General features: G+C 71.7%; 25 protein-coding genes and 1 pseudogene. 12 read left to right on the top strand and 14 right to left on the bottom strand.

What is annotated here, in order from left to right; translation table 11 throughout:
* Positions 1-51: 51 nt before the first annotated feature.
* Both ACVW19_RS09340 and ACVW19_RS09335 read right to left on the bottom strand, forming a co-directional pair.
* Positions 52-1,098, bottom strand: a complete 1,047-nt coding sequence (locus ACVW19_RS09340) for a PP2C family protein-serine/threonine phosphatase (RefSeq protein ID WP_457458313.1) — start codon at positions 1,096-1,098, stop codon at positions 52-54.
* A 198-nt stretch (positions 1,099-1,296) separates the two neighbouring features.
* Positions 1,297-1,839 carry a DoxX family protein gene (locus tag ACVW19_RS09335; RefSeq protein ID WP_457458311.1) on the bottom strand — a complete coding sequence of 181 codons (543 nt, stop codon included), beginning with the start codon at positions 1,837-1,839 and terminating at the stop codon, positions 1,297-1,299.
* A gap of 128 nt (positions 1,840-1,967) precedes the next feature.
* Between ACVW19_RS09335 and ACVW19_RS09330 the strand changes: the two genes are divergently transcribed.
* On the top strand, positions 1,968-2,294 hold the full coding sequence (locus ACVW19_RS09330) for a nuclear transport factor 2 family protein (RefSeq protein ID WP_457458309.1): 327 nt from the start codon (positions 1,968-1,970) through the stop codon (positions 2,292-2,294).
* A gap of 254 nt (positions 2,295-2,548) precedes the next feature.
* On the opposite strand, the gene ACVW19_RS09325 is transcribed toward ACVW19_RS09330, so the two are convergent.
* On the bottom strand, positions 2,549-3,574 hold the full coding sequence (locus ACVW19_RS09325; RefSeq protein WP_457458307.1) for a Gfo/Idh/MocA family protein: 1,026 nt from the start codon (positions 3,572-3,574) through the stop codon (positions 2,549-2,551).
* A 140-nt stretch (positions 3,575-3,714) separates the two neighbouring features.
* Between ACVW19_RS09325 and ACVW19_RS09320 the strand changes: the two genes are divergently transcribed.
* From ACVW19_RS09320 to ACVW19_RS09310, 3 genes are read left to right on the top strand one after another with little or no spacing between them, the layout of a single operon-like run.
* A complete protein-coding gene (locus ACVW19_RS09320) occupies positions 3,715-5,094 on the top strand; it encodes a multidrug effflux MFS transporter (protein ID WP_457458305.1) in 1,380 nt (459 codons plus the stop codon).
* An 11-nt stretch (positions 5,095-5,105) separates the two neighbouring features.
* Positions 5,106-6,224, top strand: coding sequence for a serine hydrolase domain-containing protein (locus ACVW19_RS09315; protein WP_457464502.1), 1,119 nt, complete (start codon positions 5,106-5,108; stop codon positions 6,222-6,224).
* A gap of 34 nt (positions 6,225-6,258) precedes the next feature.
* Positions 6,259-7,275 carry a small ribosomal subunit Rsm22 family protein gene (locus ACVW19_RS09310; RefSeq protein ID WP_457458303.1) on the top strand — a complete coding sequence of 339 codons (1,017 nt, stop codon included), beginning with the start codon at positions 6,259-6,261 and terminating at the stop codon, positions 7,273-7,275.
* A gap of 32 nt (positions 7,276-7,307) precedes the next feature.
* Here ACVW19_RS09310 and ACVW19_RS09305 read toward each other — a convergent pair whose 3' ends face one another.
* Complete coding sequence (locus ACVW19_RS09305; RefSeq protein ID WP_457458301.1) at positions 7,308-7,571, bottom strand: DUF6243 family protein; 264 nt, start codon at positions 7,569-7,571, stop codon at positions 7,308-7,310.
* Positions 7,572-7,691: 120 nt separating this feature from the next.
* Between ACVW19_RS09305 and ACVW19_RS09300 the strand changes: the two genes are divergently transcribed.
* Both ACVW19_RS09300 and ACVW19_RS09295 read left to right on the top strand, forming a co-directional pair.
* On the top strand, positions 7,692-8,327 hold the full coding sequence (locus ACVW19_RS09300; RefSeq protein WP_457458299.1) for a TetR/AcrR family transcriptional regulator: 636 nt from the start codon (positions 7,692-7,694) through the stop codon (positions 8,325-8,327).
* A gap of 195 nt (positions 8,328-8,522) precedes the next feature.
* Positions 8,523-9,260, top strand: coding sequence for a bifunctional DNA primase/polymerase (locus ACVW19_RS09295; protein WP_457458297.1), 738 nt, complete (start codon positions 8,523-8,525; stop codon positions 9,258-9,260).
* Positions 9,261-9,302: 42 nt separating this feature from the next.
* Here ACVW19_RS09295 and ACVW19_RS09290 read toward each other — a convergent pair whose 3' ends face one another.
* On the bottom strand, positions 9,303-10,310 hold the full coding sequence (locus ACVW19_RS09290; RefSeq protein ID WP_457458295.1) for a hypothetical protein: 1,008 nt from the start codon (positions 10,308-10,310) through the stop codon (positions 9,303-9,305).
* Positions 10,276-10,404, bottom strand: a pseudogene (locus ACVW19_RS09285) (iron transporter); the annotation flags it as partial. The pseudogene ACVW19_RS09285 and the gene ACVW19_RS09290, both read right to left, overlap by 35 nt.
* 111 nt (positions 10,405-10,515) lie before the next feature.
* Between ACVW19_RS09285 and ACVW19_RS09280 the strand changes: the two are divergent.
* Positions 10,516-11,160, top strand: a complete 645-nt coding sequence (locus tag ACVW19_RS09280; protein ID WP_457458294.1) for a PhzF family phenazine biosynthesis protein — start codon at positions 10,516-10,518, stop codon at positions 11,158-11,160.
* Between the two features lie 8 nt (positions 11,161-11,168).
* Here the strand turns inward: ACVW19_RS09280 and ACVW19_RS09275 are convergent, their stop codons facing one another.
* Positions 11,169-12,593: a sugar porter family MFS transporter gene (locus ACVW19_RS09275; RefSeq protein WP_457458293.1), complete on the bottom strand. Its 1,425-nt coding sequence runs from the start codon at positions 12,591-12,593 to the stop codon at positions 11,169-11,171.
* Between the two features lie 359 nt (positions 12,594-12,952).
* On the bottom strand, positions 12,953-14,254 hold the full coding sequence (locus ACVW19_RS09270) for a DUF1479 domain-containing protein (protein ID WP_457458292.1): 1,302 nt from the start codon (positions 14,252-14,254) through the stop codon (positions 12,953-12,955).
* Between the two features lie 90 nt (positions 14,255-14,344).
* Here ACVW19_RS09270 and ACVW19_RS09265 point away from each other — a divergent pair, with 90 nt between their 5' ends.
* Both ACVW19_RS09265 and ACVW19_RS09260 read left to right on the top strand, forming a co-directional pair.
* Entirely contained in the window at positions 14,345-15,487 is a 1,143-nt protein-coding gene (locus ACVW19_RS09265) for an ROK family transcriptional regulator (protein ID WP_457458291.1), read from the top strand.
* A gap of 118 nt (positions 15,488-15,605) precedes the next feature.
* Positions 15,606-15,965, top strand: coding sequence for a hypothetical protein (locus ACVW19_RS09260; RefSeq protein ID WP_457458289.1), 360 nt, complete (start codon positions 15,606-15,608; stop codon positions 15,963-15,965).
* A 63-nt stretch (positions 15,966-16,028) separates the two neighbouring features.
* On the opposite strand, the gene ACVW19_RS09255 is transcribed toward ACVW19_RS09260, so the two are convergent.
* Both ACVW19_RS09255 and ACVW19_RS09250 read right to left on the bottom strand, forming a co-directional pair.
* A complete protein-coding gene (locus tag ACVW19_RS09255; RefSeq protein WP_457458287.1) occupies positions 16,029-17,180 on the bottom strand; it encodes a serine hydrolase domain-containing protein in 1,152 nt (383 codons plus the stop codon).
* A 208-nt stretch (positions 17,181-17,388) separates the two neighbouring features.
* Positions 17,389-18,141: an SCO4225 family membrane protein gene (locus ACVW19_RS09250; protein WP_457458285.1), complete on the bottom strand. Its 753-nt coding sequence runs from the start codon at positions 18,139-18,141 to the stop codon at positions 17,389-17,391.
* 154 nt (positions 18,142-18,295) lie between these two features.
* Between ACVW19_RS09250 and ACVW19_RS09245 the strand changes: the two genes are divergently transcribed.
* The gene (locus tag ACVW19_RS09245; RefSeq protein ID WP_457458283.1) at positions 18,296-18,592 is read left to right on the top strand and encodes a hypothetical protein; all 297 of its coding nucleotides are present in this window, start codon (positions 18,296-18,298) and stop codon (positions 18,590-18,592) included.
* Positions 18,593-18,695: 103 nt separating this feature from the next.
* Positions 18,696-19,238, top strand: coding sequence for a DUF1707 SHOCT-like domain-containing protein (locus ACVW19_RS09240; RefSeq protein WP_457458281.1), 543 nt, complete (start codon positions 18,696-18,698; stop codon positions 19,236-19,238).
* A gap of 372 nt (positions 19,239-19,610) precedes the next feature.
* Here ACVW19_RS09240 and ACVW19_RS09235 read toward each other — a convergent pair whose 3' ends face one another.
* The 3 genes from ACVW19_RS09235 to ACVW19_RS09225 all read right to left on the bottom strand — a co-directional run bounded on the left by ACVW19_RS09235 (position 19,611) and on the right by ACVW19_RS09225 (position 21,725).
* The gene (locus tag ACVW19_RS09235; RefSeq protein WP_457458279.1) at positions 19,611-20,552 is read right to left on the bottom strand and encodes an aminoglycoside phosphotransferase family protein; all 942 of its coding nucleotides are present in this window, start codon (positions 20,550-20,552) and stop codon (positions 19,611-19,613) included.
* An 88-nt stretch (positions 20,553-20,640) separates the two neighbouring features.
* A complete protein-coding gene (locus ACVW19_RS09230; RefSeq protein ID WP_457458277.1) occupies positions 20,641-20,844 on the bottom strand; it encodes a DUF397 domain-containing protein in 204 nt (67 codons plus the stop codon).
* Positions 20,841-21,725 (bottom strand): helix-turn-helix domain-containing protein, encoded by an 885-nt coding sequence (locus tag ACVW19_RS09225; RefSeq protein WP_457458275.1) that lies wholly within the window; start codon positions 21,723-21,725, stop codon positions 20,841-20,843. Before ACVW19_RS09225 ends, ACVW19_RS09230 begins: the two co-directional genes overlap by 4 nt.
* A 257-nt stretch (positions 21,726-21,982) precedes the next feature.
* On the opposite strand from ACVW19_RS09225, the gene ACVW19_RS09220 reads away from it, so the two are divergent.
* Positions 21,983-22,540, top strand: a complete 558-nt coding sequence (locus tag ACVW19_RS09220; protein ID WP_457458274.1) for an ATP-binding protein — start codon at positions 21,983-21,985, stop codon at positions 22,538-22,540.
* Between the two features lie 192 nt (positions 22,541-22,732).
* Here ACVW19_RS09220 and ACVW19_RS09215 read toward each other — a convergent pair whose 3' ends face one another.
* Positions 22,733-23,401 (bottom strand): biliverdin-producing heme oxygenase, encoded by a 669-nt coding sequence (locus ACVW19_RS09215; RefSeq protein WP_457458272.1) that lies wholly within the window; start codon positions 23,399-23,401, stop codon positions 22,733-22,735.
* Positions 23,402-23,453: the final 52 nt, after the last annotated feature.

The raw sequence follows: 23,453 nt of genomic DNA, 5'->3' as shown, positions 1-23,453 counted from the left end.
GACAGTACCCGGCGGTCCTACGCGCAGGGCCGGCCGAGCAGCGGGGTTTCCTCAAACGCGCCGGCCGTCGTCCGCGTCGCGGGGCAGGCCGATGGCGAGCAGCGCTACGTCGTCGTCGAGGCATCCCGCGGCGTACCGGTACAGGTCGGCGAGCAGGACGTCCAGCACGTGGTCCGGGTCCGGCGGGAGGGGGCGGGACAGCCGCGGGACGGGGTCGTAGAAGACCCCGCGGTGGTCGCGGGCCTCGACGACGCCGTCGGTGAACAGCACCAGGACCGCCCCCTCGGACAGGGCGTACTGGTCGACGGGGATGTCCGGGAGGACGTTCGGGGTGCCGAGGTCGGCCAGACCCAGCGGCAGTGAAGGCGTGCCCGGCTCCAGTGGGCGGACCCGGCCGCGGTGGACCAGCAACGGCGCCGGGTGCCCCCGATTGGCCATGCGCAGGGTGGAGCCGTCGGGGGACAACTCGGCGATGACGGCGGTGACGAACGTCTCGAGTCCTGCCCCGTCCTCGGCGACGTGGTCCTCCTGCACCCGTTCCTCCAGCCAGCGGACCACACCGGGCAGGTCCGGAGCGCGAAGGGTGGCCTCGTGGAAGGTGCCCAGCAGCGCGTTGACGGTTCGGACCGCGCCCAGGCCCTTGCCCCGGACATCGGCGATCATCAGCCGGATGCCGTGGGGAGTGGGGTGGATCGCGTACAGGTCGCCCCCGATGGCGGCTTCCCGCGCGGCGGCCTCGTACCGGACGGCCACGGCCAGCCGCCCGATCCGTCCGGGCGGGGAGGGGAGCACCGCGCGCTGGACGGCCTCGGCGACCTCGCGGGCGTTCTTCAACTGCCGCCGCTCGCGAGTCAGCAGCCGGTTGACGACCGCGGCCAGGAAGGTCAGGGTGACGAAGGTGGAGAACGGGACGATGTCGTCGACGCCGAACGGCAGCCTGCCTCTCACCAGCGGCAGGAGCACCGCGGCGAGGAGCGCCGCCCCGCCGGTGGCGATCGTCCCGGCCAGGGAGAACCACGGCGCGACCAGCACGGGGGCGGCCGCCAGCAGGGGGAACACCCTCATGCCGCGCGGGGTGAGGAGGTCGAGGGCGAACACACAGAGGATCAGCGCGGCCGGCAGCCATCGAAGCCACCGCCTTCTGCGGGGCGGTAACGCGCGGGTGGGGCCCATTCTCCTGCGCTCCGGGGTGTTCCTGGACAGAATCCGGGTTTCAGTCTCTGCCGCATCCCCGACCCCGGCGACCGGAGCGCCACGATGGCAGTACGCGTCGAAGCCGGCCGAAGCCGGCCGGAACTACTCGAACAGAGCCTCCTGCTCGCCCTCCTTCGCCCTGCGCAGGCGTCTGGAGCGTGCGCCCACGACCGCCGCGGTGACCGCCGCGGTCGCGGCGAAGGCCGCGAAGACCATCCAGCTCCGGTCGGCAGTGTGGCCGAGGGCGTGGTCCACCGAGAGGCGGCCGGGCCCCGCGACGGCGAGGCCGGCCGCCGTCAGGCCCAGGGTCGCGGCATGTTCGTAGCCGCCCTCCTGGTTGAAGAAGCCGTTGGGCGCGTGCACGGCGGCCGCGCCCGCCATCGCACCGGCCGCCGCCGCACCCGCCGCCGGAGTGGCCAGGCCGAGCGCGAGCAGCGCGCCGCCACCCGCCTCCGCGAGGCCCGCCGCCGTCGCGCTGGCCTTGCCGGGCACATAGCCGACGGCCTCCATGAACTGGCCGGTGCCCTCGATCCCGCCACCGCCGAACCAGCCGAACAGCTTCTGCGCGCCGTGCGCCGCCAGCGCCCCGCCCGTCCCCAGCCGGAGCAGCAGCAGGCCCAGATCGCGTCGGTCGTAACAGGTCACGTCGTCTCCCGGGGCAGTCGCTTCGCGTGACCACCGTCGCACCCCGGCGTCCCGCCCGGCCCGCCGCCGCCCGCCGTTCGGGTGGCGGCGGGTGGCGGCGGCCGAGGCCCGGCAGCACGCTGGCAGGCATGACGATCCAGACCTCCCGTCTCAGCGACCCCGCCGTCCGCGCCTTCGTCACCACGGTCAACAACCATGACCGGGAGGGCTTCATGGCCCTGCTCGCGCCCGGGGCGACCATGGCGGACGACGGCGACGACCGCGATCTCACCGACTGGATCGACCGGGAGGTCTTCTCCTCCCACGGGCACATGGACGTCGACAACGAGTCCGACGACGGACGCAGCCTCCTGGTCCGCTACCGCAACGACACCTGGGGCGAGATGCGCACCCGCTGGAGCTTCACCGTCGACGACGACGGCAGGATCAGCCGCTTCGAGACCGGCCAGGCCTGATCACGGCAGCCGTTCCACCCACCGGCGCGTGCCCCGCGGTCCCACGCGGGGCCACCCCCCTGCCGGTGCGGTGGAACGGCTGCCCTCCCCCTGAAAGTGGCCTGCGGAAGCCTGCTGCCCCAAATGTGAAGCTTTGGTGCAGGAGAGTTGAGCATATGTCCGCTGTGGGCCGCAATGCTGCGGATGTTCGTATTCCGCTTGTGTGGATCAGAGGGGGCCGGGTTCGGCCTGACGGTCCGTCGGTGAAGCGGGGGTCACGCGGCGTCCCCCGGGTAGCGGACGCCGATGCGGTCGCGGATCGCGTCGAGCGTCCGCATCACGGCGAGCGTGCCGTCCAGCGGGACGAGCGGGGACTCCGTCTCACCGGCCCGCAGGGCGCGCATCACCTCGGCGGCCTCATGGCCGAGCGTGTCACGGCGCCCGTCCGCCGGGTCGGCCGTGAACTTCTCGGCCTCCCGGCCCTCCCGGTGCAGCACGAACCCGTCCGGGAAGAAGAAGCCGTACGGGACGTCGATGCGGCCCTCGGAACCGGTGATCGACGCCGAGGTCTCCGTACCACCAACGATGGAGCAGTGCACCGACGCGAGGGCGCCGTCGTCCCAGGAGAGCAGCGCACCCGTCTGGAGGTCGACCTTCTCCTCGGAGAGCGTCGCCCTCGCCGCGACGTCCGACGGCTCCCCGAGCAGCAGCTGTGCGAACGACACCGGATACACACCGAGGTCCAGCAGCGCGCCCCCGCCCAGCGCGGGGTCCCGCAGCCGGTGCGAGGCCGGGAAGTTCCCCGCCAGCCCGAAGTCGGCCCGCACGGTGCGGACTTCGCCGATCGCGCCGTCGTCGACCAGTGCCTTCAGCCGCCGCACCATGGGATGGCAGTACATCCACATGGCCTCCATCAGGAAAAGCCCCCGGTCGCGCGCCAGGGCGACGAGTTCCCCGGCCTCGCGCGCGTTGAGCGTGAACGGCTTCTCGCACAGCACGTTCCGCCCGGCCTCCAGGCACAGCCCGGCCGCCGCCCGGTGCGCCGAGTGCGGAGTGGCGACGTAGACGACGTCGACCTCCTCGTCCCGTGCGAGCGACTCCCAGTCGCCGTACGCCCGCCCGATCCCGAACCGGTCGGCGAACGCCCGCGCCGACTCCGCCGACCGGGAGGCCACCGCCACGATCTCCGCGCCCGGCCCCGCGGCGGAGCCGCTGTGTGCCGCAGCTGCCAGATCCGCCGCGAACCTCGCGGCGATCCCGCCGGTCGCCAGGATTCCCCAGCGCACGTTCCGCCCTGTCATCCGCCCCACCCCTGCTCGTGTCGTCGGCACATCGGCCGCGGAGGTCGATGGGAGCGCTCCCATGACATCGTCGTCGACGCCGAGCACTCCGTACGAGCTGAGAGCATAGGGAGCCGATGGTGCGGAAAGGGAGGGGCCACATGCCCGAGGGCGGCGCGTCCATATCGAATTCGACGGCGAACTCGACGGCAAAAACGGACTCGACGGAAGAATCGACGACGAACCCGGCGGCGAGCGCGGCGCCGCCGCTCCGCGCAACCGCCGGCCGCACCGGCCTGCTGGTGACCTTCCTCCTGGGCGGTCTGACCGCCACGCCCCCGCTGGCGACGGACATGTACCTCCCCGCCCTTCCGGAGGTCACCCGGTCCCTGCAGGCGTCCGCCGCCACCGTCCAGCTCACGCTCACCACCTGTCTGGCCGGCATGGCGCTCGGGCAGCTGGTGGTCGGCCCGATGAGCGACCGGTGGGGACGCCGCCGCCCGCTGCTCATCGGCCTCGCGGTCTACGTCGTCGCCACCGTGCTGTGCGCGTTCGCGCCGACCGTCGGACTCCTCGTCGTCTTCCGGCTGTTGCAGGGCCTCGCGGGCGCGGCCGCCATCGTCATCGCGCGGGCGGTGGTCCGCGACCTGTACGACGGCGTGGCCATGGCCCGCTTCTTCTCGAACCTCATGCTGATCTCCGGCCTGGCGCCGATCATGGCACCGCTCATCGGAGGGCAGGTCCTGCGGGTGACGGACTGGCGGGGCGTGTTCGTCGTCCTCGCCGTCCTCGGGGTGCTGCTGGCGGCCCTGGTCTGGGCGAAGCTGCCGGAGACGCTGGCCCCCGCCGACCGCCACGGCGGCGGCTTCGTCGCGGCCCTCGGCTCGATGCGCCGACTGCTCGCCGACCGGGTCTTCACCGGCTACATGCTCACCGGAGGATTCGCCTTCGCCTCCCTCTTCGCCTATGTCGCGGCCTCCCCGTTCGTCGTCCAGGAGATCTACGGGGCCTCCCCGCAGACGTTCAGCCTGCTGTTCGGGCTCAACTCGATCGGCCTGATGATCATGGGGCAGATCAACGGCAAGGTGCTGGTCGGCCGGGTCCGGCTGGACCGGGTGCTCGGTTTCGGGCTCTGCGTCGTGGTCGTCGCCGCGGTCGCGCTGCTGCTGATGTCGCTGGGTGTGTTCGGCGAGGTCGGGCTGGTGCCCGTGGCCGCCGCGCTGTTCGTGCTGATGTCCGCGATGGGCATCACCATGCCCAACACCCAGACCCTCGCCCTGATGCGCACCCGGCAGGCCGCCGGTGCCGCCTCGGCCCTGCTCGGCACGGCGTCCTTCCTCGTCGGTGCGATCGCCTCCCCGCTGGTCGGGATCGCCGGGGAGGACACCGCCGTCCCGATGGCCGTCGTCCAGTTGACCGCCGCCCTGGTGGCGCTGGCCTGCTTCACGGGCCTGTGCCGCCCCCGGGGCGGACGGACGGGCGCGGCGGCCCCGGTCACCTCCCGCCCACGCGGAACCGAACGGGCGGAGGCGGAGAGCTGAGCGCCCCGAGGCTGCGCCACGGCACCCCCGAACGGGCCGGGCTCGACCCCCGCGAACTCCGGGCCCTCGTCCGCGAGGTGCACGCCGGTACCACCGGGGAACGCCCCTGGGCGGCGGGCGCCGTCGTGGCCGTCGGCCGCGGCCCGGTGCTCGCCGTGCAGGAGGCGGCGGGCTGGGCCGTGCGCTACGCGGCGTACGACGAACACACGGACACCGCGGTGGAACTGCCACCGGACGACCGGGTGCCGATGACCGTGGACACCCCCTTCGACCTGGCGTCCCTGACCAAACTGTTCACCTCGGTGGCCGCCGTGCAGCAGATCGAGCGGGGCACCCTGGGCATCGACGCCCGCGTGGGCGCGTACCTGCCGGACTTCCCCGCGGCCGTCCGGCACGGCATCACCGTCCGGCACCTGCTCACCCACACCTCCGGGCTGCGCCCCGAACTCCCCCTGTACGACTGCGCCGACGACGCGGAACGGCTCGCCCTGCTGCGCGCCGAGCGGCCGGTCGCGGCGCCCGGCACGTACCGCTACTCCGACCTGAACATGCTGCTGCTCCAGCACGTCCTGGAACGCCTCACCGGCCGCACGCTCGACACGCTCGTCCACGACGGCATCACCCGGCCGCTCGGCATGACCGCCACGGACTTCGGCCCGTGTCCGGGCGCGGCGGCCACCGAGGACCAGCGGCGGCCGTGGGCCAAGGCGGACCGGGGGATGCTGCGCGGCGAGGTGCACGACGAGAACGCCTGGGCGCTCGGCGGGGTCGCGGGCCACGCCGGCCTCTTCTCCACCGGCCGCGACCTGGCGGTCTTCTGCCATGCCCTGCTGGCGGGCGGCGCCCACGGCCCCGCCCGCATCCTCGGACCCGACTTCGTGGAGCTGCTCCTCGCCCCGCCGGGCCTGGGCTTCGCCGTGGACCAGCCGTGGTTCATGGGGGAGCTCGCGGGCCGCGGAGCGGCGGGCCACACCGGCTTCACGGGCACGTCCCTGGTCCTCGACCGCGCCACGGGCACCTACCTCGTCCTGCTCGCCAACACGGTCCACCCCCGCCGCCCCCCGACCCCGGCCAACGGCCCCCGCGCACGTGCGGCCACGCGGGTGGCCCGCGCGGTCCGGGGGAGGTGAACCCGGCCGCCGGCCCGCGCCATAGAATTTCCAGGTGAACGCCCCCGCTCCCGCCTCCCCCACTCCTCCCGCCGACGTCCTGCGCGGCGCGCTCGCCGGGCTGCTCGACGGGCTCCCGCCGCGGCGGGCCGCGCAGGCCGTCGAGCGGCTGATCGCCACCTACCGGGGCGCCACCCCGACCGGGGCGCCCATCCTGCGGGACCGCGCGGACGTCGCCGCCTACGCCGCGTACCGCATGCCGGCCACCTTCGAGGCCGTACGGTCGGCGCTGGCGGCGTTCGCGGACGCCGTGCCCGGGTGGACGCCCGGCGACCACGTCGACATCGGCGGCGGCACCGGCGCCGCCGCCTGGGCGGTGAGCGCCACCTGGGGCGGGGAGCGGCCGGTGACCGTCCTCGACTGGGCCGAACCCGCACTCGCCCTCGGCCGGGAACTCGCCGCCGCGAACCCCGCGCTCAAGGACACCCGCTGGCACCGCTCCCGGATCGGCACGGAGCTCACCCTCGACCGCACCGACCTCGTCACCGTCTCCTACGTCCTCAACGAACTGACCGCCGCCGACCGCGCCGCCCTCGTCGACGCCGCCGCCGGCGCCGCGCAGGCCGTCGTGATCGTCGAACCCGGCACCCCCGACGGCTACACCCGCGTCATCGAGGCCCGTGACCGGCTGGTGTCGGCCGGCTTCCGGGTCGCCGCCCCCTGCCCGCACAGCCTCGCCTGCCCCATCGTCCCCGGCACGGACTGGTGCCACTTCGCGGCCCGGGTCAGCCGTTCCTCACTGCACCGCCAGGTCAAGGGCGGCTCCCTGCCGTACGAGGACGAGAAGTTCAGCTACGTCGCCGCCACCCGCCTGCCCGCCGCCCCGGCCGCCGCCCGCGTCGTCCGCAAGCCGCAGATCCGCAAGGGCCAGGTCCTCCTCGACCTCTGCGAGAGGGACCCGGCCCTGAGCCGCACCACCGTGACCAAGCGCCACGGCGACCTGTACCGGGCGGCGAGGGACACGTCCTGGGGCGACCCCTGGCCGCCGGCGGCCGACGACAGCGGGGACTGACGAGAGGGCCGGCGAGAGGTCTGACGAGGGGACTAGGGCCGGCTTTCCTGCCCGGGGTCCCCTCCCTCCCGGTCCTCCTGCTGTTCCTGCTCTTCCTGCTGCTCTTGCTGTCCTTGCTGCTTCTGCTGTTCCTTCCGCTGCTCCTGGAGCTTGCGCAGCAGCTCGCGTTTCTGGGCCCGGGGGTCGAGGCCGCCCCCGACGCGGCCGTCGCGCCCCCCGCCACGCAGGGCCTCGCGGCCGAGGTGCTTCCGGGCGCCGCCGACGCCCAGCATGTTCCCGGCTCCGCCTCGGGACATGGTGATCTCCTTCCGGTGAGCGCACTCCGCGGACGCACGTGACGAGACGTATCGTCTCGATGCGATCTCCCTCACTGTCAGGCGAGACGCACCGTCTTGTCAACCTGATAAATTCGGCCCATGGCCACGAACAACCCCGCACCCCCCGACTCCACCCGCCGCAGTGAGCGCTCCCGCCGTGCCATCTACGACGCGGCCATCGCCCTGGTCGTGGAGGTCGGCTACCCGAAGACCACCATCGAGGGCATCGCCGCCCGCGCCGGCGTCGGCAAGCAGACGATCTACCGGTGGTGGCCGTCGAAGGCGGACGTCCTGCTGGAGGCGTTCCTCGACCTGGGCGAGCAGGCCGCCCGCGCCGCCGGACAGGAACCGGAAAGCGGCGGGACGTACGGGATCCCGGACACCGGGGACCTCGCCGCCGACCTCAAACTCGTCCTGCGGGCCACGGTCGACGAACTGCGCGACCCGGCCTTCGAGGCGCCGTCCCGCGCGCTGGCCGCCGAGGGCGTCGTCAACGAGGAGCTCGGCCGGAGGTTCGTCGCCAAGCTGCTGGAACCGTCGCTCCAGCTGTACGTCGACCGGCTGCGCTCCGCGCAGGAGGCCGGAGAGGTCCGCCCCGACATCGACCCGCGCATCGCCCTGGAACTCTTCGTCTCCCCGCTCGCCCAGCGCTGGCTGCAGTACACGGGACCGATCACCTACGAGTACACCGACACCCTCGTCGACTACGCCCTGAACGGCCTCGCCCCCCGCTGACCGGGAGCGCCCGCGCTGCCTCCCCGGTCACGCCGGCGTACCCCGGGGTGCACCTTTCGCCCCCTGGGGCACCCCTCGTCCGGTCCGTGCACCGCTTGTCCCAGGTGCGCCTATTGTGGGCTCCGGCCCCCCGATGCGCACGAGGGTGGGACCATAGGGCATGCTGAAAGGCACGAGGGCGAGGCGAGGAGTTAGATGAGCGCGGAGTTCGGCGGCAGGACCGGCAGGCAGGGCAAACTCTCCCGGTGGCTGCGTGGCCGCCGCCCGGAACCGGCCGTCGACGAAGGCGGCCGTGAGGAACTGCTGCTCGCCGCCGCCGGCGCGGGACTGCCGCTCGCGCCCGCCGCCCACCCCGCCGCCGGATACCGATGTTCGTGCGACCGCGTCGGCTGTCCCACCCCCGCCCGGCATCCGGTCTCGTTCGCCTGGCAGACGCAGTCCACCACCGACCGCGCCCAGATCGAGCGCTGGGCCCGCCACCAGCCGCAGGCCAACTTCATCACCGCGACCGGCATGGTGCACGACGTACTCGACGTGCCCCTGAACGCCGGTCGCAAGGCGTTGGAGAGCCTGCTGGCGGCAGGGGTCGAGGTCGGGCCCGTCGCGGAGAGCGACGACGGCCGCATACTGTTCTTCACCCTCACCCGGGGCACCCCCGAGGACGAGGACGAGTGGTGGCCGTGCGAGCTGGACTGCCACCCCGAGACCATGGACGAGCACCCCGGCCTGCGCTGGCACTGCCGCGGCTCCTACGTCCTGGTACCGCCCGCGCGGCTGCCCGGTGACGACAACCGGTCGGTGCACTGGGTACGCGGTCCGGAGCATCCGCTGCCCGACCCGCTGAGCCTGCTGGAGTACCTCACCGACGCCTGCGCCCGCCACGCGGTCGAGCACCCCGACCAGGCGACCACGGCCTGGCCCCTGCGCCGATAACGTCCCGCAAGGACCCGCTGCCCGGACCGCGCGGTCCCGGCCCTACTCGCCCTTCGCCGAGGTCAGCCCCTGGATCCGGCCCAGGATCTCCACCTGGCCGTCGCCCGGGTCCAGCGCCACCTCGTTGGAGACGAACTCCATCGTCAGGGTCTGCCGGATCTCACCCGTGGTCAGCGCCAGCACATCCTTGTTCGGGGCCGGCACGGACGCCCCGTCCGCGGCGGTCTGCTTCTCGAAGTGGCGCGTGGTGAAGAACACCAGCGCCCCGCCGTCCTCGGTGCGCAGCGCCAGGGGCGCGTAGTCGCCGTTCGTCAGCGGCTCGTCGATGTACTGCGTGGCCAGCCCCGGCCGCTCCGACTGCTTCGTGCGCAGCGCCCGCCACACGCTGGTGTGCGGGCCCTCGGCGAAGGTGGCACCGCCGCCCTTCCCGTCCCCGCCGTTTTTCAGGTACGTCGCGTAGGTCGCGCTCAACTCGCCGGGCGGCACGGTGAGATCGGTGGCGTTGGCGGGGACGGCCTCGGCCCAGCCGTCCTTGTCCAGCGGGAACCCGGGTATGTCGTCCGGGGCCACCAGCGTCAGGTACGCCGCCTCCCAGGTCTCCTCGAGACCGCTGCGGGTGAACACCAGCAGCCAGCGCACGTCGCCGCCCTTGTTGCCCGCCGCGTCCGCGAGGAACCAGCGGGGCCAGCCGGCCTTCTTGGGAATGGTGAACTTCGCGTCCGTCAGCTTCAGCGGCGAGTGCCCGGGGTTGCCCTCCGGGTTGTTGGCCTTCCCGGCCGTCAGCCGCGCCTTGTCGATGTCGCCGAGCGCGCCGGTGGTGTACTCGGCGTCCAGGGAACTGTCGTACGCCTCATCGGCCTTGTTGTAAGCGGCCGTGAACTCCTGGAGCGCCTGCGCGGCTTCGGCGCGGGTGGTGGCCGGAAGCACCTCGCGCTCGCCGTGCACCACCACGCAGCCGCTCGCCGTCAACGACAGGGCGGTCACCGATGCCGCGAGCAGCGCGCTCCGGTCGAACCCGCGGAGCCTTCGAAGGCCGAGATCCCTGCTCATCCGGTTTCTTCACCTTCCCCTTCCCGGAGGCGAACCCTACCGGGACGAGGGACAGCGCGAACATGCGGACGGGACACAGCGGCCACACCGTGACCGAGCCGGAGCGAGGGCGGGAGCGGGAAGCGGCCGGGCCGGGGCCCGTCGACGTCAGCCGTCCCTGGTGGGGATGACCGGTACCGCGGACGCGCGATGCTTGAATGCTCTCGTGTCTGATTACGACGTGGTGCGCGTCTTCTGCGGCCCCCGGGACGGGTACGGCAACGAACTCGGCGTCGTCCGCGACGGTTCCGTGCTGCCCGAGCGGAGCGACCGGCAGGAGTTCGCCGCGAAACTCGGCTTCAGCGAGACCGTGTTCGTCGACGACCCCGAGCGCGGGGTGATCGACATCTACACCCCGACCCTGCGCCTGCCCTTCGCCGGCCACCCGTGCGTCGGCGCGGCCTGGCTGCTCGACGTACCCGAACTCGTCACCCCGGCAGGGGTGGTGGGCGCACGGCAGGACGGGGAGTTCTGCTGGATCGAGGCGCGCGCGGAGTGGGTGCCGCCGCGCACCCTGCGCCAGTACGCGACCGCCGCCGAGGTCGACGACCTGGCGGTACCCCCGAAGGGGGAGTGGGTCTATGCCTGGGCCTGGGAGGACGAGGCGGCCGGCCGCATCCGCGCCCGCGCCTTCCCCGGCCGCGACGACGGCATCGACGAGGACGAGGCGACCGGCGCCGCCGCCCTCCTGCTCACCGACCGGCTGGGCCGCGCCCTGAACATCACTCAGGGCGCGGGCTCCCAGATCCTGACCGCACCGCAGCCGCACGGCTGGACCGAGATCGGCGGCCGGGTGCTCCTGGAGCGCTGAGCCCGGGCTCAGCCCATCTCCTCCAGCGTCCTGCCCTTGGTCTCCGGCACCCACTTGAGGATGAACGGGACCGCCAGCGCGGCGAAGATCGCGTAGATCACGTACGACCCGGACAGGTTCCACTCCGACATGCTCGGGAACGTCGCGGTGACCAGCCAGTTGGCGATCCACTGCGCGCAGGCGGCGACACCGAGCGCGGCCGCGCGGATGCGGCTGGGGAACATCTCGCCGAGCAGCACCCAGACCGCCACGCCCAGCGACATGGCGAAGAAGAGGACGAAGGTGTGGGCGGCGACCAGCGCGACGGCGGCCTGGGTGTCGGGCAGCGAGATGTCGGCGCCCGTTCCGGTCTTGTGGGAGAACGCCCAGGCGACGGCCGCGAGGGAGACCGCCATACCGGCGGAACCGGTCACGGCCAGCGGCTTGCGGCCGACCCGGTCGATGAGCACCATCGCGATCACCGTGCCCACGATGTTGATGACCGAGGTGGTGAACGAGTAGAAGAACGAGCTCGACGGGTCGATGCCCACCGACTGCCACAGCGAGGAGCTGTAGTAGAAGATCACGTTGATGCCGACGAACTGCTGGAAGACCGACAGACCGACGCCGACCCAGACGATCGGCAACAGGCCGAAGCGGCCGCGGAGGTCCTTGAACCGCGGTGCCTTGTCGCTGCGCATGGCCTGCTCGATCTCGGCCACCCGGGCGTCGAGGTCGACCTGCGCGCCTTCGAGGGTGCGCAGCACGTCCTTGGCCTCGCCGGTCCTGCCGACCGAGATCAGGTAGCGCGGCGACTCCGGGATGCGCAGTGCCAGCAGACCGTAGACCACGGCGGGAACGGCCGCGATGCCGAGCATGACCTGCCACGCCTCCAGGCCGAGCAGGCTGCCGCGCTGGTCCCCGTCGGCGAGGGCGAGCACCATCCAGTTGACCAGCTGGGAGACGGCGATGCCCAGCACGACGGCGGCCTGCTGGAAGGAGACGAGCCGGCCGCGGTACTCGGTGGGCGCGACCTCGGCGATGTACGTCGGGCCGATCACGGAGGCCATGCCGATGGCCACGCCGCCCACGATGCGCCAGAAGGACAGGTCCCACGCCGTGAACGGCAGCATCGAGCCGATACTGCTGGCCAGGAAGAGCAGGGCGGCCAGCCGCATCACCCGGAGGCGGCCGACGCGGTCGGCGAGCCGTCCCGCGAGCATGGCGCCGGCGGCCGCGCCGAGCAGGGCGATGGCGATGACGGCGCCGAGCGTGGCGGCGCCGACGTCGAACCGTCCCCTGATGCCCTCGACGGCGCCGTTGATCACGGCGCTGTCGTAGCCGAAGAGGAAGCCGCCCATCGCGGCGGACGCCGCGACGAAGACGACGTGACGCAGCCGGTCCGGCCGGGCCGCGAGGCCTCCGGCGGCAGGTTGTCGTGCTGTGCTCGTCACCTATGGACTCCTGTGGTGATGTGTGTCGTTGCCGTCCGCCTCGGGTGAGGTGCGAGAAGCGAGAAGCGAGAAGCAAGGACAGGGAGCGCCGCGGCAGGTGCACACACTGCGGAGGGCGGCGCTCGGTTCGGAAGAGAAGTGGGGCCCGGCTTCCGGACGTGGGAAGCAGGGGAAATGGTTGATCGGCCGGTCGGTCGATCGGGGCGCTCGAACACGCCCGAGCCCGGGCGGCGCCCGGCCCGTCCGCCGTCCGGGAAGGACGGTGTCGCGGAGGACCGGGCGCCGCCCCGTTCGCGGCATGCCGGGTCACGCCGGCCGAGAGGCTTCGGCGCCGACCCGGTGCACGGGGGGCGGGTCCGTCAGTCGTCGAGGCCCAGGCCGCGTCGGCCCGTCTCGTTGAGCCGGTCGACGTCGAAGCGGTCGGTCCAGGTGCGCTCGTAGTGCTCCTCGGGGAAGTCACTGGGGCTGGATCCGGTCAGGAACGCCTCGCGGACCTTCGCCGCGTACTCCTCGTTGCGGGGGCACCAGGGGGCGGCGGGGATGTACATGACGTTGCCCCAGCCCTTCTGGTCGGTGATCGGCGCGACGCTGTGGATCATGTCGCAGTGCCACCAGACGGAGTCGCCCGCCTTGACGTCGGGGATGCCGGTGAGGGCCTCCATGAGGAGCGGGTGCCACTTCTCGTCGGCGGGGAAGACCTGGTTGGTGGTCACCCCGCACATGTCGTCGTCCGGGACGTCCGGGAGCAGCGGCCGCAGCATGAGGTACGCCATGGCCTCGGGGATCGGGACGGTGTGCAGGACGCCCTGGTCGTGGTCCATGTCCGACAGGGCGGTCCAGCCCTGGAAGGTGCGGAACGCCGAGCACATGGTGGAGCCGGGGTACTGGGGGCCGGCCGTGCGGTGGGCGGCGTCCCAGGGGTCGTACTCCTCGACGCTGCCGTCGAACAGGTGGCGGAAGGCCTGCTGGTAGGCCTGCGTCATCCACAGGTCGAGGGTGCCGGGGTCGAGGTGGGTGCCGAGCCCGCCCGAGTCGGCGCCCGGGGGACGGCGGCGGATGCGGTCGGGGTAGAGCGCGTCGCGGTCCGGGTCGAACCACTGCACGCCCTCGGACTCGTGCTTCCACAGGGAGTTGAGGAAGGACTGGACGTTGGCCATCCGGTCGCTCTGGCGGGCCTCCATCTGGGCCTGCGACCAGTAGATGGGGTAGATCTCCGGCTTGGAGCCGACGCTGCCGAAGAAGTCGTCGCCGGGGCCCCGGTAGTTCTCGAAGAACTCGTTGCGCTCCACGTAGTCCACGATCGAGGCGTCCCAGGCGAGGGCCTGGTCGCGCTCGAAGTGGCCTCGGACGACGAGACAGCCGCGGCGGCGGAGCTTGTCGAGCTGCTCCGGGGTGACGGTGCCGTTCGCGATGTCCGCGTAGTCGATGACCGGCCACACGGTCTCGCCGCGCTCCTTGTCCGCCTGGATCTCGGCCAGGCGGGCGCGGACGCGCTCCTCGACGACGGCGAAGACCTCCTCGACGGTGCGTCCGGAGGCCTCGATGCGGGCGCGCAGCGCGGGCTTGATCTCGCGGATGGCGGCGGCCAGATCGTCGGGAGTGGTCTCCCAGTGCGGCAGGGCGGGGAGACCGGCCTGCTGTGTCTCGGTTGCCAGCGTCATTGCTCGGCTCCTTTGGTCAGGACTCCTTACTAGACGGCAACCTAACCGCCCGCCCACATTTGGGCAAGAGTCCTGACTAAAATCCTCGGCATGTCACTGGCCAAGCCGTCACTCGAAATGCTGCGCGCCCTGACCGACGAGAACGTGCTGCGCGCACTGATGGAGGAAGGGCGCCTGACCCGCGCGGAGATCGCCGCCCGGACCGGGATCTCCAAGCCGACGGTCTCCGACAGCGTGCGGCGGCTGAGCGAGGCCGGCCTGCTCGCCGACACGGGCGAGCGCACCACCGGCCGCGGCCGGGTCGGCACCTACTACTCGCTGGCCGCGGACACCGGGGCGGCCCTGGTGGCGAGCATCAGCCCCGAAGGAGTCGTCGCGGAGACGGTCGACGCCTTCGGCACCGCCACCGCCCGCGCCGAGGTCGGCCTGGGCCGCGCCCCGGGCCCGCACGCGACCGCACAGGCCCTGACCGAAGCGGTCGCGCTGGTCCGGCCCCGGGTGCACGGCCCACTGCGTACGGCCGTGGTCAGCGCGGCCGATCCGGTCGACCGCGTCACCGGACGCCTGGTGCACCTGCCGGACGCCCCCTTCCTGGTCGGGGACCTGGACCCGGCGGCGGTGCTGGCCGGTGCGGTGGACGGGACGGTGCTGGTCGACAACGACATCAACTGGGCCGCCCGCGCCGAGCGCGCCACCGGATGCGCCCTCGGCGTCGACGACTTCGTCTACGTCCACCTCGGCGAGGGACTGGGCTGCGCGGTGGTCACCGACGCGGAAGTCCGCCGCGGACACCACGGGTTGGCCGGCGAGATCGCCCACCTCTACACCGCCGGGCCCCGGGGCACGGCGCTGCCCCTCATCGAGGTCTTCGCCGAACTCGGCCTGCGCCGGGCCGAGTCCACCGCCATCGACGTCGACGCCCTGCGCGCCGCTGCCCTCGGCGACTCCGCGACCGCGCGGCGGACCCGCGGCGCGCTGGCCCGCGCGGTGGGCGGCGTGCTGGCGGCGGCGGTCGCCCTGGCCGACCCCCGACTGATCGTCCTGGGAGGCACCTGGGGCACCGAACCGCACATCGCCGAGGCGATCCGCGAGCACTTCGCCGGACTGCCCCGCAGCGTCCCGGTCGCCGCGGCCCAGGTCCCCGAACCCGAACTCGCCGGCGCCCGCACCCGCGCCGTGGAGGCCCTGCGCACCGCCATCATCACCACGCCGCGCCCGGAACCGTCCGACTGACCCGAAGCGTCCGAGTGTTTGGCGCCCACCCGCGACGCCGCTGGTGCCCTGACCGGACAAGTCCCCCTGAAACTCGCGGTGTTCGACATGGACAGGTCATGCCGACCCCCGTAGGCTGATGATCATCTACGAAGGGGGCGGAGTGAACGGCAATCCGCTGTACCACTGGATAGGCTTGGCGGTGTCCACGGTGATCATGCTGCCGTTGTCGGTGGCGGTACTGGCGGGGTGGACACCGCCGTGGATGCGGGAGCGACAGGCCGGGATGCGGCTTCGCGCCTACGGCGTGCTGGGCGTCTACGCCTGCATGCTCGCCAACGGCATCCCCCGGATCGCCGACGCCTCCATCGACACGGTCATGACCTGCATGTACGTGGGCATGGGCTTCATGGCCGTCGCTGTAGTCCTGTTCCTGCTCTCGGCCCGCAAGGATTCAGTCGCTCGGAGGGCCGGCCCGGTCGGAACCCGGGAAGGCTGAGAGGCACCCTGCCGCGCCTGCTTTGGGCGACCCCGGCCCCGGGCCCCGGGGAGACGGACAGCCCTAGCGGTTGAAGGCGGGCAGGGCGAACCGTGCGATGAGCGGGAAGCCGTCCTCCCGGGCGCTCTTGGCGTTCACCGAGTACACCACCGTCCGGGACAGGTCGCGGGTCGCGGCCAGCACCGTGTGGTAGCCGGGCCGGGATCCCGTCTTGCCCCAGATCTCCGTCCCGTTGTGGACGAAGCGCTCCAACGCCATGCCGTAGGACGCGCCCTCGACCTCGGGGACGGTGAGCATCTGGTCCAGAAGCGGCTGCGGCACCACCCGGCCCCGGAACAGGGCCACCAGGAACCGCTCCAGATCGGCGGTGGTGGAGATCATGTTTCCGACCGCCCAGCGGTCGGACATGTTCCACTCCGTCACGTCGGTGGTCCGGCCCCCGATGTCCGTGTAGGCCCGGTGGTGCGGGCCGTGGATACGCGGGTCCGGCCCGACCGGGAAGCTCGTGTGCCGCATGCCCAGCGGACGGAAGATCCGTACCTCGGCCCGGTGCTCGTAACGGTCACCCGTCACCTTCTCGATCAGCAGACCGAGCACGGTGTAGTCGATGTTCTGGTAGACCTGCCGCTCCCCCGGGGCGAACGCCGGCCCCTTCGCGACCGCTGTGGCCACCACCCGCTCGGGGCTGAGGGTCTCGAACCGGTGGGGATACATCTCCTCGGTGGTCGACCCGAGGTTCGCGCCGGGCCGCAGGCCGCTGGTGTACGTGAGCAGATGCCGTACGGTCGGCGGCTCGGTGAAGGAGTCCGGCAGCAGACCGGGCAGATACCGGGTGACGGGCGCGTCGAGCTCCACCCGCCCCTCCGCGACGAGCTGCAGCATCAGCGCCGCGGTGACCACCTTGGTCGTCGACCCGGCCCGGAACCGCGCGTTCTCCAGAGCCGGGGCCCCGGTCCGCAGGTCCCGCACCCCGGCGACCCCCTTCCAACCGCCCTTGCCTCCCACCCGGACAAGGGCAGCAGAGATGTCCCCGTCGGGGATCCCGGTGAGGGCCTTCTCCAGAGCGGCGACGTCGGGTCCCTCGGAGTCCGGCACCGCCACCGCGGGAGCCGTTCCGACGGGCTGGGCGGCGGCCGCTCCGGCAGCAGGCCCGAGAGCCAGACCGGCCAACAACGCGGAGGCGACGGCGATACGGACATGGCCATGAGCACTCATGAACGGGTTCTCCTGCTTCCCCAGGGGCAACACTTCGGGCGAACCCCATCCTGGTGATCACGTACGCCACTGGGATCCTGCGCGCAGACGAGACCAATCCCTCATCTCCAGGTGCCAGTTGTCGGGGCCACCCTTAGTTGGAAGGGCCCACCGGCCCCTCCGCACGGGCCCGCTTTCGGGCTCTGCGGTGCGCGCTCCGAGAGTTCGATCAGGCGGCCGGAGGCGTCTCCCGTGCCCGCAGCGTATGTGCGAGCCGGCCGAGCAGTACGGCGTTGAACAGCCCGGACAGGGCCGCCCCGGCGGAGAAGACCAACGGGTTCAGCCAGGCGAGGGAGGAGGTCCACTCGACGGGGGAGGCCACCAGAAGGGCGACGACGCCGAGCGGCGCCGTGGCCATGGTCGGCCAGATCCCGGCGAACCCCGGGTCCGGCAGCAGGTACGCGGCCACCAGGAAGAACCCCAGTGACGCCGCGACCACGGCGAGATACCCCCGCGCGAGCCAGTTGTCCACCGCGGGTGTCAGCAGGGCCCGCGCCCTGTGCAGACGAGGGGACGCGGGGTGCGCCGTGCCCGTTTCCTCCCGTTCCGGGAGGTCCGAGACAGGAGGGGAGGGCTTGCGGAAGCCGGTTGATGCGGAGGTCGCGGATCTCCGGAGGAGGGCGCCGAGCACGGCGGCGTTCACGAAGGCGCACAGAAGGAGCCATGCGGCCCAGAAGCCGATGGCCAGTACCTCGACCGCCCCGCCGCCCTCGGTGCCCGGGCCGAAGGGCAGGACCATGGTCAGGAGGGAGAGGGGCGCCGTGAGCAGCAGAAAGCTCATGGCGAAGCCGCTCTCCGGGAAGAGGAACATGACCAGGAGGGAGAGGGCGAAGACAGCCAGATAGCCCCGAGCGAGCCAGTTGCCCGTGGCGAGCACAAGGAGCCGGTGCGGAAGGCTGCGGGGACGGGAGTCATTCGGCATCGCGGGTTCCTTCAGATCGGTCCAGGCTCGGTGTTCTCCACGGTGGGCCAGGGAGCCGGTGCAGGGATGAGTACAAGTGCTCATTTCTGCAGGGGATTTCGGGGAGCCGCCCCTCCCCTCGTCGACAGTGGTTTCCGGGTGGCATTCTGGGGCCATGCGACCCTGGACCCTCTCCACCGAGAGCGACCTTCGGCATCTGCTCAACGAGTGGGATCCGGTCGGCGTCGCCGACCTCGTTCAGGACGAGTACGACTGCATGCTGGGCCCTTTGCTCCAGCGGCTCCGTGGTGGTGCGAGCCAGACGGAGATCGGTGAGTTCCTGCGGCGTGAACTGGAGGACCACTTCGGGCTCGACCCTCTGGGACTGCGGCCCGAAGCGATGGCCGCCCGAGTGACCGCCTGGTGGACAGTTGCCGGCCGGCGCTTTGACCGCACAGGTTCGCCGGATTGAGAGAGCAGGCCATGAGGGCGAGCAGTCGGCCTCCGTATCGGATGCCTTGCCTGCTTCGGATCTCGGCACATTCACACCGTCGAAGCGGAACTGGAGTGAGGCAGTGACCTCTCCGCAGGAAGATCCGTCGCCACTACTCAATGAAGACGACCGCGAGACAGCCCTGCAGCGCCTGCAAGAGGCATACGCCGGTCAGCGCATCTCGCACGAGGAGATGGACGAACGTCTCGACCAGGTACTCACCGCCAGGACGCGCAGTGAACTCGCGTCGGCTGTGGCCTCGCTTCCGGAGGAGCACACGGGCACCACGTCAACGATCGCTGCCGCCGGCGGACGGATCCAGCGGCTAGGCGCATGGCGGGTACCACGGATCCTCAAGGTCGAGTCCGCATACGGAAGGGTGCGCCTGGATCTGTCCCGGGCGGTCATCGAGTATCCGGTCCTCGACATCGAGCTGCAACTCGGAACCGGCGGGGCCAGGATCACGGTGCCTCGCGATGCGGTCGTTGACGTCGAGGGTCTGCGCACGGGGTGGAAGGACCTGCGCTACAAGGCCCGGCGGCCTTCCCGCCCCGGCGGGCCGAAGATCCGAATCTCCGGGACCATGGGATTCGGACGTTTGAAGATCCGTCATGCCCGGCGTTGAGGCTCTGTCCGGCACCAAGAGCTGCTGACGGAACGCTTGGTGACGCACCTGTCGGCGTACCTCGCCGAGTACGGGGGTACGCCGCCAGGCCGGCGCCTTTTCCCGGATGGTGTCCCTGCGGCTGGTGCAGGGGATCTCCGAGGTCCCGGTACTGCGGGGCCGGGGAGGGGCGCCTTGCCGAAAAGCGTGAGCAGTCGGCGGGAAAGTGTCATCAGGGCGCTCAAAAGAGCGGCAACAGGACAGTGGTGGCCAAAGTGTTCACGCTTTCGGGAAGGTGTGTCACGCCCGGGGCACGAACGCCTGTCCCGGCCTCGCATGGCTTCGGCCGAGCCGCTCCGCACCTCCTGGATCCTCACCTCCCGAGCATGCCTTTCACCCTCCTGCCGGGGTGCTTGTTCGCTGGTGGGCCGTTGCGGTGAGGCGTTGGAGTGCGGTGTGGGCGGGTGGGCCCCAGGTGGGCTTGCCTCCGGGGCGGCCGTGGACGCCGGCGTCTCCGATGTGGATGCCGGCGAGGGCGCGCAGCACCGCCCAGCCGCGGGCGCGGCGCAGGGTCGCGGCGTCCGGGCTTGGCCGGTAGGTCTGGTGGAAGAGGTCGGCGGCGCCGTCCGGCAGCAGGATCCAGGCGGCGGCCAGGTCGCAGGCCGGGTCGCCGGCGAAGAGGTCGCCGAAGTCGATCACACCGCAGAAGGTGCCGTCCGTGGTCAGGATGTTGGCCGGGTGCAGGTCGCCGTGGAGCCAGAGACGTGGGCCTGCCCACTCGGGCGCGGCGGCGGCGTCTTCCCAGACGGCGCGGACGGCGTCCGGGTCGGGGATCAGCCCCAGCTCGGTGGCCGAGGCGAGCGAGTGCGTGAAGTGTTCGGCGGTGTCGGCCAGCGGGCCACCGCGGTCCCGGCCTTCGGGTGCCCCGGCGGGGGCAGGGCGGTGGAGGGCGGTCAGGAAGGAGGCCAGGGCGACGGCCGCTTCCGCGGGGCGCGTGGCGGGGGCGCGGTCGGCGGGCTCGCCCGGCACCCAGGTGGTGACGAGCCAGGGCCGCGGGAACCGTGCGGAGGGCTCGCCGAGGCGCTGCGGGACGGGGATCTGCAGCGGAAGGTGCGGGGCGAGGAGGGGCAGCCAGGTGTGTTCCTTGCGCAGCAGCGCGTCCGCGGACTGCGTCGCCCAGGGCAACCGGACGGCGAGGTCGTCGCCGAGCCGCCACACCTGGTTGTCCCAGCCGAGCGCGCCGAGTTTCAGGGGGCGGTCCGCCAGGTCGGGGTGCTGCTCGCGCAGCAGATCCCGGATCAGGTCCTCGGTGATGTCCGTCGCGGTGGCCGTCATACGGAGCCACGGTAGTCGGGGAGCTGCCTGCCTGGGTTCCGGTGTGCAGGCGGCCCGTCCTGATCCTGCACTCCTTGCCCGGTCGACGTCAGCCCAGGTGTGCGACGAAAGCGCCCCAGGCGGCACGGCCGAAGGGGATGACCGGCCCGCTGGGGTCCTTGCTGTCGCGTATGGGGGCGAAGGCGGGGACTTCGTGAGCGAGTTCAAGGCATTCGTTGTTGCCGCCGCTGTGGCTGCTGCTACGCCACTTCGCGCCTGACAGATCCGGCGTGCCGTGGCGTGCGGTGTTCATGCCCTGTGCTCCTTGGCTCTGCGTTGGATGACCATGCGAGATTCCACGGGGGAGAGCGCAGAAGTACGGGCTGCGTCGAACAACTCCTGATAGCGGCCGACTTCGGCCTCTCGCTCCAGCCACATCGAGCCGGTGGGATTGTCCGCCAGTACCACGTCCAGCGCAGCTTCCTCGGGGAAGCCCAGTACTACGTACGGCCCGAACATACTCGCATGCGCTCCCCGGGAGAACGGCAGGATCTGGACGGTTACGTTGGGCTGCTCGGACGCGATCAGGAGCTGTTCCAACTGTGCGGACATCACCTTTGGCCCCCCGACCTGCTGAAGAAGTACGGCTTCGGACAGTACCGCCCAGAGCTGGAGTGGTGAGTCGCTGACGAGGCGCTCCTGACGGGCGAGGCGCACCTGGACGAACTGTTCGATCTCGTCCGCCGTCTGCCACTGATGCGAGGCGACGGTCACCGCGCGGATGTATTCAGGGGTCTGCAACAGGCCCGGCACCAGCTGCGCCTGGAAGGTGCGGATGGTGCCGGCCATGGCTTCCAGCGCAATGTAGTCGCGGTAGGTGTCGGCCAGCACCGGTCCGTACTGGTTCCACCACCCTTGCCTGCGGCGGCGATTTGCCTTGCGGGCGAGCAGACTGAGCCTGTCACGCAGTTCGGCGTCCGCAGCCCCGTACGCGAGCAGCATTGCGGTCAGGTCGGGGATGCGAACAGTCACGCGACCGTTCTCGATACGGCTGATCTTTCCCTTGGTGCAGTCGAGTGCCTCGGCCGCTTGCGTGGTGGTGAGTGCGGCGGCCTCACGCAGTCGACGTAGTTCATCGCCGAGTTGGCGTCCGAGGACGGTTGACGGGCTGGAGGCAGTGGCGTTTGCGGACATGGCAACAGCTCTAGCAGCGGGGTGGCTGGGATGTGCGGGACTTAACTCGAAAGATGGAACATTGGGTGCATTCCTACTGGAAACGTTGCTAGTTCGCATGGTGCGCCTTCAGGCTGTCGATGTGCGCAATCCCAGCGGAACTTGCGCCGTGCGGATTTCGCCGCTGAAGCCGAGTCCTGGGGAGCCCTCATGACCTCATCGAACGAAGTCATCTTCCGCCTCTCCCGCAGTCGCGGCAGCGTGCCCGGGCGCGGGCGATGCTGCATGCGGTGCTCGGAGGTTGGGGAGTCGACCAAGACGTTTTGGAAGATGCCGAGTTGCTGCTCTCCGAGCTGGTGACCAACGCGCTGCGCGTGCCGGTGCCGAGTGATCGGCAGATCGGGGTGCGCATCGCACGCTCCGTGGCGGAGGGGCTGCTGCGACTGGAGGTGAGCGACGCCGGGGGCGGCCGGCCCGAGGTCCGGGAGCCCGGTGAGGACGAGACCGGTGGGCGGGGGCTGCTGCTCGTGGCGGCGCTCGCGCATCGCTGGGGGTATGAGGAGCGCACGGCCGGGATCGGGAAGACGGTGTTCGCGGAGCTGAAGGCCCCGGACATCGTGGCCGAGCCCGCGACGCGCGAGACGGCGGCGGTCATGGTCCGGGCCGGACAGGTGGTGCGGGTCCGGGGCGAGTGGCGGACCGTGCTCGGTGTGCGGAATGACCGGTACGCGGCCGGCGGACCCGCCGTGGTGCTCGAGCTCGCCGATGGCACGTCACTGCGGGTCCATGCCGCCGAGCCGTTGACCGTACGGACGGGCGAGCGCTCCGGGCGATGAGGACGCCCCGGACTCGGTGGGGTCCCTGGACGCGGTGACCCGGTTCGGTGACGGGCTTCCGCCGCGTCGGCTGGCCCGGGCGCGGAAGGTGGCCGACAGCGGCGAGTGCGGGGCGTTCGTCACTCCGGTCGAGGTAGGGAAGTGCCTTGACCTCATGGGCCGGTACGCGCATGGGGCATAGACACGTCCCTGTCAGGCGGAGAGGGGGAACTCCTCGCCCAGGGCGTGGAAGACGGCTGTGTTCAGGGCGAAGGCGCGCTTGCACTCGGTGATGATGCGCTGCTTCTCCAGGTCGTCGGCCCGGATGTCGTCAAGGAGTTCGCGGTACTCGCGCTTGAAGGCGGCGGGGTTCGTGATGTCCTCGAAGACGTAGAAGCGGACGCCGTCGCCCTTCTTAGGGAAGCCCCAGGTGCGCTCCGCCTTGTCGCGGATGATCTGGCCGCCGGAGAGGTCGCCGAGGTAGCGGGTGTAGTGGTGGGCGATGTAGCCGGCCGGCCAGTCCCGGGCACACTCGGCGACCCGGTCGGCGTAGGCCTGGGTGGCGGCCAGGGGGGTCAGGGTCGACCGCCATTCGGGGCCGCGCAGGTGGGTCAGGTCCTGCTCCAAGGAGGGCAGGCGCGGCAGTTCCGGGCGGATGAAGGGGCCGGCCACCGGGTCCGACGCCAGCTGCCGCGCGCCCGACTCCAGCGCCTCGTAGACGAACCACAGCTGTTCGGTGTAGCGGGCGTACGCGTCCACGCCCAGTCGGCCGCCGAGCAGGTCGCTCATGAAGGTCGAGGTCTCCGCCTCCATGTGCTGCTCGTGGGAGGCGGTGCGAATGAGGGTCGAGAAGGCTGAGGAGGTCGAGGAGGAGGAGTCCATGAGTCCAGATCTTCTATGGTTAGGTTTACCTAAGTCAATAGCTTGCCGACAG

Source organism: Streptomyces sp. TE5632 (assembly GCF_054061295.1).
Note: the sequence above shows the minus strand (reverse complement) of the source record. Positions and strands in the feature narration are given on the sequence as shown.

What these genes read in the sequence shown, in the direction of transcription:
- ACVW19_RS09245 (WP_457458283.1), top strand. Translation starts at nt 18,296, where the DNA reads ATGCGACCCTGGACCCTCTCCACCGAGAGCGACCTTCGGCATCTGCTC.
- ACVW19_RS09215 (WP_457458272.1), bottom strand. Translation starts at nt 23,401, where the DNA reads ATGGACTCCTCCTCCTCGACCTCCTCAGCCTTCTCGACCCTCATTCGC.
- ACVW19_RS09260 (WP_457458289.1), top strand. Translation starts at nt 15,606, where the DNA reads ATGATCATCTACGAAGGGGGCGGAGTGAACGGCAATCCGCTGTACCAC.
- ACVW19_RS09225 (WP_457458275.1), bottom strand. Translation starts at nt 21,725, where the DNA reads ATGTCCGCAAACGCCACTGCCTCCAGCCCGTCAACCGTCCTCGGACGC.
- ACVW19_RS09305 (WP_457458301.1), bottom strand. Translation starts at nt 7,571, where the DNA reads ATGTCCCGAGGCGGAGCCGGGAACATGCTGGGCGTCGGCGGCGCCCGG.
- ACVW19_RS09320 (WP_457458305.1), top strand. Translation starts at nt 3,715, where the DNA reads ATGCCCGAGGGCGGCGCGTCCATATCGAATTCGACGGCGAACTCGACG.
- ACVW19_RS09300 (WP_457458299.1), top strand. Translation starts at nt 7,692, where the DNA reads ATGGCCACGAACAACCCCGCACCCCCCGACTCCACCCGCCGCAGTGAG.
- ACVW19_RS09220 (WP_457458274.1), top strand. Translation starts at nt 21,983, where the DNA reads ATGCTGCATGCGGTGCTCGGAGGTTGGGGAGTCGACCAAGACGTTTTG.
- ACVW19_RS09255 (WP_457458287.1), bottom strand. Translation starts at nt 17,180, where the DNA reads ATGAGTGCTCATGGCCATGTCCGTATCGCCGTCGCCTCCGCGTTGTTG.
- ACVW19_RS09290 (WP_457458295.1), bottom strand. Translation starts at nt 10,310, where the DNA reads ATGAGCAGGGATCTCGGCCTTCGAAGGCTCCGCGGGTTCGACCGGAGC.
- ACVW19_RS09295 (WP_457458297.1), top strand. Translation starts at nt 8,523, where the DNA reads ATGAGCGCGGAGTTCGGCGGCAGGACCGGCAGGCAGGGCAAACTCTCC.
- ACVW19_RS09230 (WP_457458277.1), bottom strand. Translation starts at nt 20,844, where the DNA reads ATGAACACCGCACGCCACGGCACGCCGGATCTGTCAGGCGCGAAGTGG.
- ACVW19_RS09325 (WP_457458307.1), bottom strand. Translation starts at nt 3,574, where the DNA reads ATGACAGGGCGGAACGTGCGCTGGGGAATCCTGGCGACCGGCGGGATC.
- ACVW19_RS09270 (WP_457458292.1), bottom strand. Translation starts at nt 14,254, where the DNA reads ATGACGCTGGCAACCGAGACACAGCAGGCCGGTCTCCCCGCCCTGCCG.
- ACVW19_RS09265 (WP_457458291.1), top strand. Translation starts at nt 14,345, where the DNA reads ATGTCACTGGCCAAGCCGTCACTCGAAATGCTGCGCGCCCTGACCGAC.
- ACVW19_RS09235 (WP_457458279.1), bottom strand. Translation starts at nt 20,552, where the DNA reads ATGACGGCCACCGCGACGGACATCACCGAGGACCTGATCCGGGATCTG.
- ACVW19_RS09330 (WP_457458309.1), top strand. Translation starts at nt 1,968, where the DNA reads ATGACGATCCAGACCTCCCGTCTCAGCGACCCCGCCGTCCGCGCCTTC.
- ACVW19_RS09250 (WP_457458285.1), bottom strand. Translation starts at nt 18,141, where the DNA reads ATGCCGAATGACTCCCGTCCCCGCAGCCTTCCGCACCGGCTCCTTGTG.